The 16,104-nt window shown below is 33.1% G+C and carries 19 protein-coding genes and 1 pseudogene; 6 read left to right on the forward strand and 14 right to left on the reverse strand.

Annotated elements, in window-relative coordinates; translation table 11 throughout:
* The 4 genes and pseudogenes from K5782_RS09725 to K5782_RS06475 all read right to left on the reverse strand — a co-directional run.
* Positions 1-187 (reverse strand): pentapeptide repeat-containing protein (locus K5782_RS09725; protein WP_366069523.1); only part of this gene is annotated, 187 nt, incomplete at its 3' end.
* Positions 188-197: 10 nt separating this feature from the next.
* Positions 198-914, reverse strand: a pseudogene (gene lsrF / locus K5782_RS06465) (3-hydroxy-5-phosphonooxypentane-2,4-dione thiolase); the annotation flags it as partial.
* 46 nt (positions 915-960) lie between these two features.
* Complete coding sequence (locus K5782_RS06470) at positions 961-1,989, reverse strand: zinc-dependent dehydrogenase (RefSeq protein WP_297465067.1); 1,029 nt, start codon at positions 1,987-1,989, stop codon at positions 961-963.
* A 37-nt stretch (positions 1,990-2,026) separates the two neighbouring features.
* On the reverse strand, positions 2,027-2,320 hold the full coding sequence (locus tag K5782_RS06475) for a V-type ATP synthase subunit F (RefSeq protein ID WP_297465069.1): 294 nt from the start codon (positions 2,318-2,320) through the stop codon (positions 2,027-2,029).
* A gap of 89 nt (positions 2,321-2,409) precedes the next feature.
* Here K5782_RS06475 and K5782_RS06480 point away from each other — a divergent pair, with 89 nt between their 5' ends.
* On the forward strand, positions 2,410-2,709 hold the full coding sequence (locus K5782_RS06480; RefSeq protein WP_048109860.1) for a hypothetical protein: 300 nt from the start codon (positions 2,410-2,412) through the stop codon (positions 2,707-2,709).
* A gap of 2 nt (positions 2,710-2,711) precedes the next feature.
* Here the strand turns inward: K5782_RS06480 and K5782_RS06485 are convergent, their stop codons facing one another.
* A complete protein-coding gene (locus K5782_RS06485; protein ID WP_297465072.1) occupies positions 2,712-2,963 on the reverse strand; it encodes a hypothetical protein in 252 nt (83 codons plus the stop codon).
* 50 nt (positions 2,964-3,013) lie between these two features.
* Positions 3,014-3,316 (reverse strand): hypothetical protein, encoded by a 303-nt coding sequence (locus K5782_RS06490; RefSeq protein ID WP_007550898.1) that lies wholly within the window; start codon positions 3,314-3,316, stop codon positions 3,014-3,016.
* Between the two features lie 34 nt (positions 3,317-3,350).
* Here K5782_RS06490 and K5782_RS06495 point away from each other — a divergent pair, with 34 nt between their 5' ends.
* Positions 3,351-4,100, forward strand: coding sequence for a metallophosphoesterase (locus K5782_RS06495; RefSeq protein WP_297465074.1), 750 nt, complete (start codon positions 3,351-3,353; stop codon positions 4,098-4,100).
* 70 nt (positions 4,101-4,170) lie between these two features.
* Here K5782_RS06495 and carB read toward each other — a convergent pair whose 3' ends face one another.
* The 5 genes from carB to K5782_RS06520 form a co-directional block, all read right to left on the reverse strand.
* Positions 4,171-7,305 (reverse strand): carbamoyl-phosphate synthase (glutamine-hydrolyzing) large subunit, encoded by a 3,135-nt coding sequence (carB, locus tag K5782_RS06500; RefSeq protein ID WP_117439721.1) that lies wholly within the window; start codon positions 7,303-7,305, stop codon positions 4,171-4,173.
* A gap of 116 nt (positions 7,306-7,421) precedes the next feature.
* On the reverse strand, positions 7,422-8,534 hold the full coding sequence (carA, locus tag K5782_RS06505) for a glutamine-hydrolyzing carbamoyl-phosphate synthase small subunit (RefSeq protein ID WP_192805792.1): 1,113 nt from the start codon (positions 8,532-8,534) through the stop codon (positions 7,422-7,424).
* A gap of 121 nt (positions 8,535-8,655) precedes the next feature.
* Positions 8,656-9,849 (reverse strand): AAA family ATPase, encoded by a 1,194-nt coding sequence (locus K5782_RS06510; protein WP_297465076.1) that lies wholly within the window; start codon positions 9,847-9,849, stop codon positions 8,656-8,658.
* Positions 9,850-10,344 carry a hypothetical protein gene (locus K5782_RS06515; RefSeq protein WP_297465078.1) on the reverse strand — a complete coding sequence of 165 codons (495 nt, stop codon included), beginning with the start codon at positions 10,342-10,344 and terminating at the stop codon, positions 9,850-9,852.
* On the reverse strand, positions 10,332-10,889 hold the full coding sequence (locus K5782_RS06520) for a hypothetical protein (protein WP_297465081.1): 558 nt from the start codon (positions 10,887-10,889) through the stop codon (positions 10,332-10,334). Before K5782_RS06520 ends, K5782_RS06515 begins: the two co-directional genes overlap by 13 nt.
* Positions 10,890-11,049: 160 nt before the next feature.
* Between K5782_RS06520 and K5782_RS06525 the strand changes: the two genes are divergently transcribed.
* A complete protein-coding gene (locus tag K5782_RS06525; protein ID WP_297465083.1) occupies positions 11,050-12,210 on the forward strand; it encodes a helix-turn-helix domain-containing protein in 1,161 nt (386 codons plus the stop codon).
* 25 nt (positions 12,211-12,235) lie between these two features.
* On the forward strand, positions 12,236-12,688 hold the full coding sequence (locus K5782_RS06530; RefSeq protein WP_007550908.1) for a RidA family protein: 453 nt from the start codon (positions 12,236-12,238) through the stop codon (positions 12,686-12,688).
* Positions 12,689-12,709: 21 nt separating this feature from the next.
* On the opposite strand, the gene K5782_RS06535 is transcribed toward K5782_RS06530, so the two are convergent.
* Positions 12,710-13,762 (reverse strand): DHHA1 domain-containing protein, encoded by a 1,053-nt coding sequence (locus K5782_RS06535; RefSeq protein WP_297465087.1) that lies wholly within the window; start codon positions 13,760-13,762, stop codon positions 12,710-12,712.
* Positions 13,763-13,807: 45 nt separating this feature from the next.
* A complete protein-coding gene (locus K5782_RS06540; RefSeq protein ID WP_007550911.1) occupies positions 13,808-14,002 on the reverse strand; it encodes a hypothetical protein in 195 nt (64 codons plus the stop codon).
* A 116-nt stretch (positions 14,003-14,118) separates the two neighbouring features.
* Between K5782_RS06540 and K5782_RS06545 the strand changes: the two genes are divergently transcribed.
* On the forward strand, positions 14,119-15,282 hold the full coding sequence (locus K5782_RS06545) for a citrate synthase (RefSeq protein WP_007550913.1): 1,164 nt from the start codon (positions 14,119-14,121) through the stop codon (positions 15,280-15,282).
* Positions 15,283-15,285: 3 nt separating this feature from the next.
* Here the strand turns inward: K5782_RS06545 and K5782_RS06550 are convergent, their stop codons facing one another.
* Entirely contained in the window at positions 15,286-15,492 is a 207-nt protein-coding gene (locus K5782_RS06550; RefSeq protein WP_007550914.1) for a hypothetical protein, read from the reverse strand.
* Between the two features lie 76 nt (positions 15,493-15,568).
* Between K5782_RS06550 and K5782_RS06555 the strand changes: the two genes are divergently transcribed.
* A complete protein-coding gene (locus tag K5782_RS06555) occupies positions 15,569-15,949 on the forward strand; it encodes a hypothetical protein (protein WP_297465093.1) in 381 nt (126 codons plus the stop codon).
* Positions 15,950-16,104 lie beyond the last annotated feature (155 nt).

Raw genomic sequence — 16,104 nt, forward strand, 5'->3', positions numbered from 1 at the left:
TGATTAGGTTTGTTTTGATTAGGTTTGTTTTGATTAGGTTTGTTTTGATTAGGTTTGTTTTGATTAGGTTTGTTTTGATTAGGTTTGTTTTGATTAGGTTTGTTTTGATTAGGTTTGTTTTGATTAGATCTTTCATTTCGAAGTGATTGATATAATTTGTAGGCTTGATCAACATTTGAATTTCCATGTACAATAGATCTGACTGCTCTAATCATTGCTACTGGATTATCAGATTGCCAGATATTTCGGCCCATATCAACACCTACTGCACCACCTTTGATTGCATTGTAAGTTAATTGTAAAGCATCTCTTTCAGGAATCTTTTTTCCACCTGCAACGATTATTGGGACTGGACAAGATTGAACCACTTTTTCAAAATTTTCACAATAGTATGTTTTAACAATATGAGCGCCTTGTTCTGCAGCAATTCTACATGCCAATGAAAGATACCTAGCATCTTTACCAAGTTCTTTACCTACTGCAGTAACTGCAAGCACAGGAATTCCGTATTCTTCAGCTTCATTAACTAATTTTCCAAGATTTACAATTGTTTGATGTTCATATTTTGAGCCAACAAAGATAGACATTGCAAGGGCACTAGCATTTAGTCGGATAGCATCTTTGATACTAACAGTGATCTCTTCTTTTGACAAGTCTTCACCAATAATACTAGAACCTCCAGAGACACGTAAAACCATTGGTACATTAGTAGAGGTTGGAACTGAAGTTCGTTGTACACCACGTGTAAGCATTAATGAATCACAGTATTTCAGTAGTGGTGCAATTACTTTTTTTGGGTTTTCTAATTTTTCAGTTGGACCTAAAAAGTATCCATGATCAACTGCTAACATTAACGCGCGATTATTTTGTGGTTTAATTATTTGTGAAATTCTATTTTTTAATCCCCAATCCATGTATCTTCGTTTTTGAAAGAATAAAAATACCTTTCTTAAGCCTTTCTTATTTTGTGATAATTATTTTCATTGCATTATCTCCACTTTTAGCATGATCAAATGCTTTTTGAGACTCTGAAATTGTATATGTATGAGTAATCAATTGTTTCACATCTATTTTAGATGATTCTATCAGTTTTAGAGCTTCCTTAGTATCATTATCAGATGCAGCATAACTTGTTACCAGAGTAATTTCTTTAGAATAAATTTTATTCATATCTAAAAGGATTTTAGCGTCTTTAGAAGGAACACCAAACATCATAACAGCACCACCTTTTCGTACCATGTCTATTGCATCGTCTAATGCTTTTAGACTACTAGTTGCTACAATTGCAACATCTACACCACGTCCTTCAGTATGATCTAAAATTTTTTCTTTTCGTTTTTCGTCAAGAGAGTGGATTGAATCAGTAATGTTAAATTTTTTTGCAAATTTCAATCGAAATTCATTAACATCAAAGCAGAAAATCTTTGAGAATTTTTTAGATTTAGCAAGCATTACGTGCATCATTCCAGTAGGTCCAACGCCAAAAATAGCAACAGAGTCTCCTTCACGATAAGAGTATTTTGTCCATGCCCTAACACAACATGCTAATGGTTCAATCATTGCAGCTTCTTCAAAACTCATAGAATCAGGAATATTTAGTACACCGCCGTGTTCTACATTCCATTGTGGTACAACATACTCTTCAGATAAACCACATGGAGACAGATTTGTTTCATAATATTTTGGACACATTGTTTCATTACCATGATTACATAAGTGACAAGAGTAACATGGTACATGATGATGAGTAAATACTCTATCTCCTTTTTTAAATGTAGTAACATTAGGACCAACGTCCAGCACAATTCCTGCAGGTTCATGACCTAGTCGCATTGATGGTTGTCCATATTCCCCAAATACTTTTTCCAGATCAGACCCACAAATCCCACATGCATGCATTTGAACCAAAATATCACCAGAACTCAAAAGCGGATGGTCTGTTTCGTTGATTGAAATAACAGATGGTTCCTTAACAAATGCAGTTTTCATATCAAAACTTCAGAATATTGAATATAAGTAGATTAAATTACACACCGAGTATCTTTTTGAGCATTAATCTATAATCAACTTCAGATTTTTCACTTCCTGCTGAAGGTAACGCAAATACCAGAGTAGATTTTTCTGCGCGAAGTTCGGTTAGTTCATCACTGATAGATTCAGTCATGTCATCACTTACCAATACTAATCCAACGTCAGAATCATCAGTTAATTTTTTGATTTCGTCTAATGTCTTTTTAGGAGAATCGGATATAATTCCAGGTACACCAGCTAACTGAAAGCTCGTAACAAAGGATTTGCTTCCAACAGTAAATATCTTCACAGTACAAAATTTTGTTTATTCTAATTTAACCCTTTTTGGCAGGTAGTGGATCAGGAAAGATTGATTTAGCATAAGACTTCAAAGAAAATATGGTAGAAATCGACAATCAAAAAAACGTCTATCTATTCACACACGGACGAATGGATCTACAAGAAAAAGCAATCACAGCCCTAGTCTCAAAAGGATTTTCGAAGGAGAAAATCATAATGGCAGTACCAAACAAAGTTGGAAATGTTGGGGATTACATGGCTATGCTTTGGATGCCACCTACACCAGATCATATAAAAATTCAACATATAACCAAAGTTGAACAAGTAAAACCAGAAGGAATGATAGGGTTATGGAAAGGGGTTTCTAAAGATGATATCGATACTGTTTCACTAGGATAAATTTAAGAAAATCCAGCCCCAAACTCATCGCCTTTTTGAAGTGGATCACCAGAATCAGAATTTTTTAATTTTAAATAAAGTAGTGATTCGTAAACCAATTTTAATGAATCATCTTCATCTAGATTTGAATTTGATTTTACATCGTCTTTGTATTTTTGAAGTTTCTGAACATTTTGTTCATCAACAGAAATTCCATCAGATTCCATCATTGTTGCAATTTTTTCAATTAATGAATTGTATTGATTCTCATCCATAATTATTTGGTATTTTTTCCTGGTTATTAACAAGTTCTAATTCAGTATTATTATAAATCAGAAATCAATCCTGAAAGAAAAACACTATACTCATCATCAGAAAAGATAATTTTTTCAATTTTGTTTTCTCGTTGTGCTAAATACACAGATTCCAAATGATAGCAAGTTGTTTTTTCATTTAATCGTCCAAAATAATACCCATTGCATGAACAATACTCGGCATCAGGATCTAACCAATGTTCCTTGCTTTTTCCTACTACTGTCCAGATCTTTCTTTGACTTGGTTCAAAGAGATGTAATTTAACTCGATTTTCAGAAACAACAGATTTAATTCTCTCAGAATCTTTGTTCACAAGAATTTAATCCAAAGTCCATCGTATATCTTTGATGCCCAAAACTAGAATAATGTCATTAAAACCAATAATGGTTTTAGAAGGAGAAAAAAAGAACCTCATAATAACAGATATTCATATTGGTTTTGAAAGCATATTTGCATCAAATGAAATTTTTATTGGAAAGAATTCTTCTATCAATGAAACAATATCAGAATTATTAGATGTAATTGAATTAGAAAAGCCAGATTCTCTGATTTTACTAGGGGATGTAAAATCAAGTATTAAAAATATTTCAAAGAGCGAATGGGATGATGTTCCATTATTTTTTAAAAAAATCCAAGAAAAATGTCACATAACATTAATTCCTGGAAATCATGATGCAAATATTCAGAGACTCATTCCTGAAAACATTTCAATGATCAGTGCTACTGGAATGGTAGAAGAAAACATTTTACTTACACACGGACATACAATGCCTTCAGAGAATTTTTCTCATGTTGACAAAATTATAATGGGTCATGTACATCCAGTATTTTTTCAAGAGGATTCATTATTAAATGGACAAAGAGTCTGGGTGACAATGAAAACAGAAAAACAAAATATTTTTCCAAACAAATCGGGGGACATAGAGATTACGATAATTCCATCATTTAATAGATATTTTTATGCAACACATAAAAAAAAATATAAAAAATCCATTTCACCTATAATAGAAAGAATCAAACATGTATCAACTGCTAAAATAATTACGTTAGATGGAACAATTATTGGGGATGAATCAATGATTGATCAAGTGTTATGAAATATAGATCAAGAAAATATTTCAACATAAATGAAATTCAAAATAAAATTATAAAATTTATTTCTTAAGATTAATCAATTTTATCATATGGTTCTATTGGATCTCTGGTTGTTTTATTATCTTTAAGCCATTCCAGAGTCTTTACAAAAGAATCAGCAAGTTCAATTGTAGTAAGAACAGGAATCCCTAACTCCAAAGATTTTCGTCTAATTTGATATTCATCTTCGAGCATTCCAACATATTTTTCAAGTGTTGACGTACTTGGTATATTTATGATGAAATCGATCTTTCTATCATAGAGTAAATCCGCAATGTTTGGTTTTCTTGTAGGCTCTGATATTTTATGTACAACTTCAATATCACCTATTTTTTCTTCAAAAAATTCTGCAGTGTGTTCTGTTGCTACGATTTTAAATCCAAGACCCTTTAATCGCGCAATAGGTTGTAGTAATTTTTCTTTGTTTTGAGAGCCACCAACGGTTACCAACGCAGTACCTGTTTTAGGAAGAGTATACCCTGCAGAAGTAAGTCCTTTTGCTAATGCATCGTAAAAACTCGTACCAAAGCATGCAACTTCACCAGTTGATTGCATTTCTACACCTAATGTAATATCTGCTCCCTCTAATTGCATAAATGAGAACTGTGGTACCTTGATTCCAAAGTTATGGATTTTTTGCCATTTATTTTCAGGCATTTTAGGTAGTGGCTTACCTAAGATTGCCTTTGCCGCAAGCATAATTAGATTTGTCTTAACAAGTTTAGATACAAACGGCATAGAACGTGATGCTCTTATGTTTAATTCAATTACATAGACATGATCATCGTGGATTAAAAATTGTAAATTAAATGGCCCCTTAACATTAAATGTTTTTGCGATCTTTATAGAATATTCAGTTATGGTATCAATAGTTTTATTGTTTAATCGCCATGGAGGAATACACATCATAGCATCACCAGAGTGAACGCCTGCGCTTTCAATGTGTTCAACTATTGCTCCAATTATTACATCAGTGCCATTACTAATTCCATCAACATCAACTTCAAGTGAATTTAACATGAATTTGGAAATCACTACAGGATGATCAGGAGATACATCAGTTGCTTCCTTAACATATTTTTTTAGTTCATCTTGAGACCAGACAACTTTCATTGCAGCTCCAGACAACACATAGGAAGGTCTAACAATTACGGGGAATCCTACATCATTTGCAAAGTTTTTGGCTTCTACAACATTTGAAAATGCCTGCCATCGAGGTTGTTGAATGTGTAATTTATCTAATTCAGCACTAAATTTAGAACGGTCTTCTGCTCTATCAACATCATTTGCACTAGTACCCATAATGTTAACACCTAGTTTTGCAAGGCCCAATGTAAGATTATTTGCAGTTTGGCCTCCAACACATGTGATAATTCCTTTTGGGTTTTCAAATTCAGCAATATCTAAAATTCTCTCCAAAGTCAATTCTTCAAAATACAATCTACTGCAAATATCATAATCAGTTGAAACGGTTTCAGGATTACAATTTACTACTGAAACATTTTTTTCTCCATTTTCTTGCAAACCCCAAACCATGTTTACTGTGCCCCAATCAAATTCTACACTACTGCCAATACGATATGGTCCAGCACCCAATACAATTACTCCTTTTTCATCAGGATTAACGGTAATATCATTTTGATTTCCACCATATGTCAGATATAGGTAATTTGTGACCGCTGGCCATTCAGCTGCAAGCGTATCAATTTGCTTTACAGAGGGCAAAACCCCTGCTTTTTTGCGTATTTCACGTACTTCTTCAGGAGATTTATCTTTAGCACGAGCAATTTGCTTATCAGAGAATCCCAATTTTTTTGACTCCCAAAGTAAAGGAGTTGAAAGTTCTTCTTGTTTTAATTTAGATTCTACATCTACGATGTTTTTGATCTTTTCAATAAACCATGGATCAATTGAAGATAATTTGTAAATTCTTTCAACTGAAATTCCAATTTTGAGGGCAGCTGCAACATAATACAAAATCAAATCATCAGGATGAGATAGTTTATCTTCTATTTGCTCTTCATCAAATGTTTTCATGTTTGCTCTGTTTAAAACAAGTCCATCATTTCCAATGTCAAGCATACGTATTGCTTTTTGTAATGATTCCTCAAAGCTTCTTCCCACTGCCATAACTTCACCAACTGATTTCATTGTAGGACCAAGTTTTCGTTTTACAAGATCAAATTTACCAAAATCCCATCTAGGATGTTTACACACAACATAATCTAACGATGGTTCAAAACAAGCAGTAGTGGATTTAGTGATTCTATTAACTAATTCAGGGAGAGTATATCCCAATCCAATTTTGGCAGACATGTATGCTAATGGATATCCAGTTGCTTTGCTTGCAAGTGCAGAAGAACGAGACAATCTTGGATTAATTTCAATTGCAACATATCGGTCAGAATCAGAATCTAATGCATATTGAATATTACATTCTCCTACAATTCCAACATGTTTTGTAGCACGTAATGCTGCTGTTCGTAGCATATGATATTCGTGATTATTAATTGTCTGAGAAGGTGCAACGACAATATTATCACCGGTGTGAACTTTCATAGAAAGAACATTTTCCATATTACACACAATAACATTATTTCCATCCCAATCTTGCATTACTTCATACTCTATTTGCTTCCAATGTCCAATGTATTCTTCAACTAGAACTTGTCCCACAAGACTTGCACGTAATCCACGCTCTACAATTTCATGTAATTCAATTTCATTGTAAGCTACTCCACCACCCTTACCTCCAAGTGTATATGCTACTCGAATAATTACAGGATAACCTAGTTCCTGAGCTATTTCCTTTGCATCTTTAAAATTAGTAACAGTTCTACTTTTTAGAACTGGAACATTACATTGGGTCATAGAGTCTTTGAAGAGCTGACGATCCTCAGTTCTTTGAATTCCAGGAATTTGTGTACCTAATACTTTCACGCCATACTTTTGCAGTATACCTGCCTCTGCAAGATTAATACCACAATTTAGAGCAGTTTGACCACCATATGCCAGCATAATTCCATCTGGTCTTTCCTTTTCGATAACAGATTCTACATATTCAGTATTAACAGGTAACAGATACACATTATTTGCAAATCTAGTATCTGTTTGGATTGTTGCAATGTTTGGATTGATTAGAATACTTTGCAGTCCATCTTCATGTATTGCTTTGAGGCATTGGCTTCCGGAGTAGTCAAATTGACGGTCGTTTTTAGCGACTCTCGCCGGCTTCTCCGATTTTTATTGCCCCACTACCAAGTACAAGAATTTTTTTTATCGACTCATTTTTTGGCAGATTTGCCTTCCTCCATAAGGTTCTTGAGCTCTTCAAAGACGAATTTACAATCATAAGGTCCAGGTGCAGCTTCAGGATGAAACTGAACTGCAATACAATTTTGTTTTTTGTGTTTGATTCCTTCGACTGTTTTATCGTCTGCGTTTGTAAACCATAAAGTAAATTCAGATGTTTTCAATGATTCAGGAGTTATCCCATAACCATGATTCTGACTTGTAACATAGACTTGATTATTTTCCAAATTAACACACGGTTTGTTTTGTCCTCTATGACCATATTTTAATTTGTAAGTTTGCGTGTTGCCTGCAAGACCAATAATTTGTGCACCTAAACAGATTCCAAGAGTAGGAATATTTTTTTCAATTAATTTTTTTGCAGTTTCAATAGTATCTGGACAATTTTGAGGATCACCAGGACCATTGCTAATTACAACACCATTAGGATGATATGACATTATTTTTTCAAAAGAGGTATTCCAAGGCAATCTTATTACTTTGTATCCCAATTCACGGATGTTTCTTAGTATAGCATTTTTTGTACCAGTATCAATTACAACAACAGATTTTTCTTCAGAACCATAAACTACTTCTTGTTTTGTAGATACTACATCCATGAATTGTTCAGAATTATAATGAGTTGCATTTGCAAGTTGTTTTTTGACTTCTTCTACATTAATTTCAGTATCAGAGACTACCAATGCTGCCATTTTCACTCCACCTTGACGAAGATTTTTTGTTACTGCTCTAGTATCAATTCCTGAAATTCCAGGAATTTTTTCATTATACATCCACTCATCTAAAGTCATAGACATATTCCAATGGCTAGCAGATAAAGAAAGTTCATGTACAACTAAGCCACGTATTTGGATTTTATTAGATTCAAAGAATGTTGAAATTCCATCTTTATCGGTAAGTGATGGATCAGGAACACCATAATTTCCTACAAGTGGGTAAGTAAGAGTAAGAATCTGACCACTGTAGGATGGATCAGTTAGAGTCTCAGTATAGCCTACCATTCCAGTATTAAAGACAATTTCACCAAAAACAGTCGTAGAATAACCAAATCCTTTACCATCTAAAACCGTGCCATCATCAAAAATTAGCTTCCCAAACTTGTTTGCGTGGACTGATTTCTTTGTAGTAATTGTGACCCTCGACGAGTACTTTTGATTCTGGATTTAAGTTTTTTGAAGGTTGATCGCTAAAAAAATAAAATAGATCTTAAAGGGCGCGGAATTCTTCACTCCACTTGTGGTATGCACGTACCATCTCAAGTGAAACACTTGGTTTTCTTCTTTCCATTATTGCCTTAAAGTCAGCAGTTGTGAGTTCACGTGGTTGTATTGGATCTTCACCTTCTACTGGCTCATGATAATCAGGAGAATTGAATATTTCATGAACTGCCTTGATTTGTGCTGCCTGACATACATCTTTGATATCACTTGCACTGTAACCATCAAAAAGTTTTGAGAGTTCTGCCACATTAACTCTAACAGCATTTTTTAGTGGAGCTGTATATTGTTGAAATAGACTTTCTCTTGCAGCTTGAGTTGGAAGTGAAACATAAATTCTTTTTTGGAATCTTCTAAGAAATGGCCAGTCAAGACTCCATGGTTTGTTTGTAGCACCGATAACATATAACATCAAATCTTTACCTTTTCCATTAACACCATCCATCTCAGTTAAGAATTGATTTTTGGTTCTTACTTCTCCACCGACTTCACTATTTCTAGAACCTAAAAGAGAATCAACTTCATCTACAAAAAGAATAACAGGTTTACCTTCTTTTTCTGCATATTTTCTTGCCATTACAAATAATTTTGAAACATTCTTTTCAGCTTCTCCTAACCATTTACTCATCATAGATGCTGCATCAACATTAATGAAGTAACCGTCCATTTCATTAGCAGTTGCAGCAGCTAACATAGTCTTTCCAGTTCCAGGTGGACCATAAAGTAGCATTCCTTTTGGCCAGCCTAAAGGAAATAGGTCTGGTCTTTTTGTTGGATAAACAATGGATTCACGTAAAGCATTCTTTGCATCATCCAGCCCAATAACTTCACTCCAAGTAACATTAGGCTTTTCTTTCATTACAAGATCTTCAAAGTCATTTTCATCAGTTTGTCTTTGTACAGAAGCTTGTTGTTCTTTAGGAGAAGCGTTAGGGTCAACTGCAGGCTCGACACCGCGTGATTCTTGAAGTGCGGTTATTCTGTTATGGTATGAATTACATCTATCTTTGTAAATTGGATTAAGTTTGCTAGTAGGATAAAGTTGTATTAGTTTTACAAGCGCATCGATTGCATGTTGGTAATGAGTAATAGCCATGCCTCGTGCTCCTTGGGAGTCAAACTTGATTGCCTCAGAAGCATACTTGCTTGCATTATTTTCTAATTCTTGTGGTGCTAAACTCATCTATATCACTTGTACAGTATCCCCTTGAGATTTTTCTTGGTATTTGGAGGTGTTAATTGGTGTAGTAAAATTGGTTAAATTAAATGAACCATTTTTTGATTCAACATCAGATTCATCAAGATATGATTTTTCAAGATCAGATTTTTCTGAAATTTTTGAGTGCATATTTTTGACTTTGTTAATAGAATCTTCAGCGGATAAAATTAATTCAGAGATATCATCATCAACGCTTTCCATGGACTGGGCAGAGTCACCTATTATCGAAACAAAATGCTGTAAAATTAAACGCGTTTCTTTTTTATCTTCATATTTACAAAGCATAAAGTTAGCCAATCCAACAATTTTATTTATATCCTGTAATTCCTCCAAAGTTAATTTATCAATTTGAACGCCAGATGCAGAGAGTTTTTTTTCAATTTTTGCAGATATTGATTGAATATTAGAGATATCTTTTGGTAAATCAGTTTTAGGGTTAAGAAAATTCAAGTATTGCATACTTTAGAAAAATCAAGATTAGGATACTGCTTATTTATTTTAGAGTCTACCATCAATTTTACTTCATTTAGGATCAAAGATGATTCAGTATTTGACTGGCTAAAATCAAATCTAGCCTCAGTAAGAATTGCAGAATCTAAAATAATACTACCTAAATGGACTGATAACTCTGAGAGATTTTTACTGCAAATAGGAAATAAAGTATAAAGCTGAGCGCTGACAGTTCGCATCATAGGGATTAAAGGTAAAAGTTTAGGAATACTGGTAATACCAGAGATAGAGTTAATTTTCTTGTGTATTTTAGAGAGAATTTCTAAAGAAAATGAAATGGTTCTTTCAAAATCAAGTGCTCTAACACATGTATGGTCATCATTATCTAGTTCTAGATATACTCGGTTTGATTTTTTTATCTCTGCCTTTTTTCTTTTTAAAGTATCCATTATATCACACAGCAAATAATTAGAATATTCCAATCTAGGAACAATAGTAACAGTTTGGGATACGCTAGAACTTTCGTTTCTAACTAGATTAGGATTAACCATCATGCCATATTTTCAACATAGATTTGATATTTCAGGACGGTGTCACAATTTTACCAGTAACCGCAGTAACACCACCAAAGAGTTACAATTTTGAATTTTTTTTGAGTATTTGTGTAAAGGAATTTAGCTTTCAATATTACCTAATCAGATGTAAATGAGAATTATGGTAAATGAGCAAGCATTAACTGTAAGTCTTGAAGAATTTGGACTAAGCAAATACGAGGCTCAGGCATATGTTGCCCTTATATCAAAAGGCACGATATCCGCAAGCGAGCTTGCATATTATTCAGATCTTCCAAGAACCAAGATATATCCAACTCTATTAAAGCTAGAAAGCAAAAAATTAGTTATTATCTCAAAAAGCAAACCAATTATGTGTACAGCAACTGCACCTGAAGACGCTTTTGATTCAGTAATTCATGAACAAATTAACAAAGTGAATGCAATGAATGCTTTGATTTCAAATTTAAAAAAGGCAAGTGAGGAAAGCAGAAAATCAAGAGGATCAGAAGAAAAAAGATATGTCCATATTAGCGCAAACAACGTACTTGAACAATTAAAAATGATGGTTGATGGATCAAAATCTTCCATCAACATCATGGTTGATCAGTGGGGTTTGGGGTTACTTGCAGAATGTAAAGAACAATTACTTTCAGTGCTGCGTAGAAATTTAGAAGTAAAATTATTGTTACCGTCAACTCAAATTGGTTCAGAATCATACAGAGCAATACCAAACGAAGTAAAAATTAGATCATCAGATATTATACAAAATTGTTTTGTATTTGATGAAACAGAGGTATTAATGATTGATGATGAAAATGGAAAAGGGGCAATATTTTCATCTACTGAAGTATTAGGAACAAATCAAAATAGAATTTTTTCAGATATTTGGAGAAATTCAGTTAAAACAGATGCTCTTGCAGATATGACAAAAAATGAAGCACAGGAAGTATACAAAATTATTCGAATTATAAATGAAAACGGATTGACATACATTCTAAATTCAATCATGATTTCAAAAAAACCTGATTTAGATATGCTCAAACTACTTGAGAAAAATGGGATTCATTTAAAAAATAAGTCATTAGATGAAATTATCGAAATTATTGATGCAGCATTACAAATTATGTGTTCAGGACATGTAAATTTTGATGCAAATACCAAAAACATAACAATTGAATCAAAATTAAACAGTGGGCATTCTTTACCATGGGCATATGTATTAGACGGTTGTCTTCAAAAACAAGGATTCAAAACAAGAACAATATATCAAAATAATCAAACAAAAGGCGAAAAGGTCACCATAAAAATAAGTAAAAACTAAAATCATCTGAATTAAACCATAATTCATGATAGAGGAAAAAATAAAATCAATTGGAATAAACATTCCAGTCCCGCCAACCCCTGCTGGTTCATATATCCCGCTAGTAAAAACTGGGAATTTGTTATATGTTTCAGGACAAATTCCATTACAAGATGGAAAAGTAGCATTTACAGGAAAAGTGTCAGATGAAAATATTGAAACTGCACAAAAATCAGCAAGAATTTGCGCAATAAACATACTAGCACAATTAAAAAAAGAACTAGGAGATCTAGAGAAAATTTCTAGATTTGTAAGACTATCCGGATTTGTAAATTCAGTACCAGAATTCACACAACATCCAAAAGTAATCAATGCTGCATCAGATTTACTTTATGAAATATTTGGTGATGTTGGAAAACACACCAGAATTGCAGTTGGTGTATCAAGCTTGCCACTCAACTCAATGACAGAAATAGATGCAATAGTAGAAATTAAATAAAAAATAATTAAATTTTGAAATTTAGTTTAATTTTTTATTAAATTCTGTAAGGAATTTTTTAATTTTGGGTTTTGGAATTACTGCGCCACATGCTTTATCATGTCCTCCACCAGAGCCTCCAAGTTCAGTTGCAAGCAGATTAACAATTTGACCCAAATGAATTTTACAAGATTTTGAACCTCTAACTGAAACAGCATAGATGCCGTGATCAATTCGTTCTTTGTATGCAACTCCAACATCTTTTCCAGATAATCCTAAAACAAAATTAACTGCACCACTTGCTCCAGAGTCCATAATTTCCATATATCCAATATTTTTCATGGTTTTCATTCCTTTTTTGACTTTGGCAATTATCTGAGCTAATTTATCAACTTGAATTTGTGCAAACTCAAAAGTATTTGGAATTTCATGGGGGAATTTAGATTCTGCCAATTCCTCTACTAAATACAACAAGTAATCAGGATCTTTTTGATGTCCCACTATGTTGTAGGTAAGAACAGTTGCGTTGATTAAAGCAAATTGTCTATCATAGATTTGAAGTAATTTGGAACCAATTGGCCTATCTTCCATATAATCGGTAATAGCTGCACATGCTGCAATGAATGGAGAATGATCAGAGAGTTTTGATTTAAATGCATTGTAGACTTGAACTGTGGTACATTCGTTGATGTCATGAATCATTTTAACTTTAATTTTTTTTAGAGCTTTTGTAATTTCTGGATCAATATCATGATGATCAATATAGGTTACAGATACACGATTCTTTTTTAGAGTTTTTAGTAGTTCAACAAACTCATCTTGATTCTTTTTGCTCAGGCCTAAATCACAAATGTATAGGGACTTTAATTTTTCATCTGCACAAACTTTCTGTATAGCTTCCATCTGACCTGGATAATCAACTAAAACAGAATCACCACCAAATGCTTGTCTAATCAAAGCTGCTGAACTAATTCCGTCTGCATCTTCTTTATGAGATATGCAGATTACTTTAGTTCTTTGTTGAGTAGGTTTTGTTTTTTTCACTATTTTTTTCTTTGTAGGTTTTACAGTTTTCTTTGTCTTTGATGAAACCATTATTGTCGATTTACTTATATGCCTCATTTAAATCAAGAATGAAATCTACTGAGATTCACGTGATTCTTGTTTTATGCTTTGATTTGCTAAAGATGTTGAATTTACAAATGCATCATAAAATGATACGCCATCTAGTTGAGTTTGAATGTCAATCTCTTGAATTTTTAGCAATTCGTCTCCAGATGCAGTTAAAACAAGATTATCGAGTTTCTCTAAAAGTTCTCTTTCTGAAGGGTTCATAATTTTTATCAAAAAATAATCATTTATGAGCCAGAGTTGTCAGATTAGACTAATTACTAAATTTCATAGACGTGTTTTTCGCATAAATATAATAAAAGATTTCACAAAGTAAAGATGTGGAGACAAAAAACATAGGCTTACGTGGAATTGAGGTTGCAGATACCAGAATCTCAAACATAGATGGAGAAAAAGGCAAGCTGATTTATCGTGGCTATGACATATTAGAACTCACAAAAAGATCAAGTTTTGAAGAAACAGCATATTTGTTATTGCATGATGCTTTGCCAACCAAAGAGCAATTGTTAGAATTTAAATCCAAATTAAGTGATGCCAGATGGATTACAAAAAGAATGCAGATAAACATGGGAAATTGGAGAAAAGATGCAGATCCTATGGACATGCTACAAGCATTTGTGGCAGCACTAGCTGGGTATTATGATGAAGAATTTGCAACTAAAGAAGCAAGTTATGACCGAGCAATCAACCTAATTGCTAAAGTACCAACTATAATTGCGAGTTGGCAAAGAGTAAGAGACGGATTAGATATAGTAGATCCTGATCCAAATTTAGATCATGCGGCAAATTTTTTGTATATGATGTCAGGTGAAAAACCAGACGACGAGATTGAAAAGATTTTCGATACTTGTTTAATTCTTCATGCAGAACATACGTTTAACGCATCTACATTTGTTGCAAGACAAGTTGCATCAACTAGAGCGCATATGTATTCAGCAACAAGTGCAGCAATCGGTGCATTAAGTGGAGAACTTCACGGAGGTGCAAATACAGAAGTAATGAAGATGCTTTTAGAAATTGGTACAATAGATAATGTTGTTCCGTGGATTAAAGAAAAAATGAGTAAAGGTGAAAGAATTATGGGCATGGGTCATGCAGTATACAAAACATATGATCCTAGAGCACAGGTTCTTAAAGAATTATCAAGAAAACTTGCTGCAAAGACGGGAGACCCATGGTATGCAATTACAGAAAAAGTAGAAACAACTACAATTGAAGAAATGAAAAAACAAAAAGGAAAAGACATCTATCCAAATGTGGATTTGTACAGTGCATCTCTTTACTATATGCTAAAGATACCAATGGATCTCAATACACCAATTTTTGCAATATCAAGAGTAGTTGGATGGGCTGCACATATCATTGAAGAAAAATTTGCAGAAGCTGCACCAAAGCCTGCACTTTACAGACCAAAAGCAGTATACGTTGGAAAATATTGCGGACCAGAGGGTTGTGAATACAAATCTCTAGATTTGAGAAAATAGTTTTTAATTTCTAGTATTAAGCCATTCTTTTGCTTTAGAATTCACATCGTGTTTGTATAATACTTCAAAAACCATATCATAAAATGAGATACCTTTTTTCTGCGCCTGATCATCTAGCCAACGAATACCATCAGCAAGTTCAGGATCATATTCGGAAAATTCTACGAGTTCATCAACCATTTTTGAAAAGAATGTGTGTGACTCTAACATATGTTAATCTTTGAATCTTTGATCATAAGGGCGGGATTCAAAATATATAGACAAAAAACCACTTTTTGGTTGACAATTGGAGCATATTTTATTTTTTGACGGTAATTCAAAGAGAATTTCATGGGTCATTCAAACAGATAATTCAATTGTAGAACAAAAAAGAGAACATGCAGAAATTTACTTGGATAAAGTAACAAATCAACAATCAAAATACATCGGGTTACATATTGGAATATTTTGGGGAATTGGCACATTTATCATTAAAAATGAGGATATGGTAATAATAACAACTGACGATAAAACAGTGTTTGAGCATTTAATTTCAAATCAAAAAAGTGATGATGAATTCATTGAAAAAAGAACTTTTTTCATCAGACAATTAATTGAGCAAAGAAAATTAAAAATTAAATATGAATTAGTAGAACCTGAGAAAAATTTAGCTGCTAAAAAAACATAATGCAAAGGTGCTTAAGACCAAAAACGGGAGTTACTTGGTGACAGCTCCATCGCATTATTAATTTATGAAATGTATCAAATCATAAAAGAAATACTTGTTCAATATGATTGACTTTAGTTTAAATCAATTAAAGCGATCATATGAGATTTTCAACG

Source organism: Nitrosarchaeum sp. (assembly GCF_025699065.1).
GTDB lineage: Archaea > Thermoproteota > Nitrososphaeria > Nitrososphaerales > Nitrosopumilaceae > Nitrosarchaeum.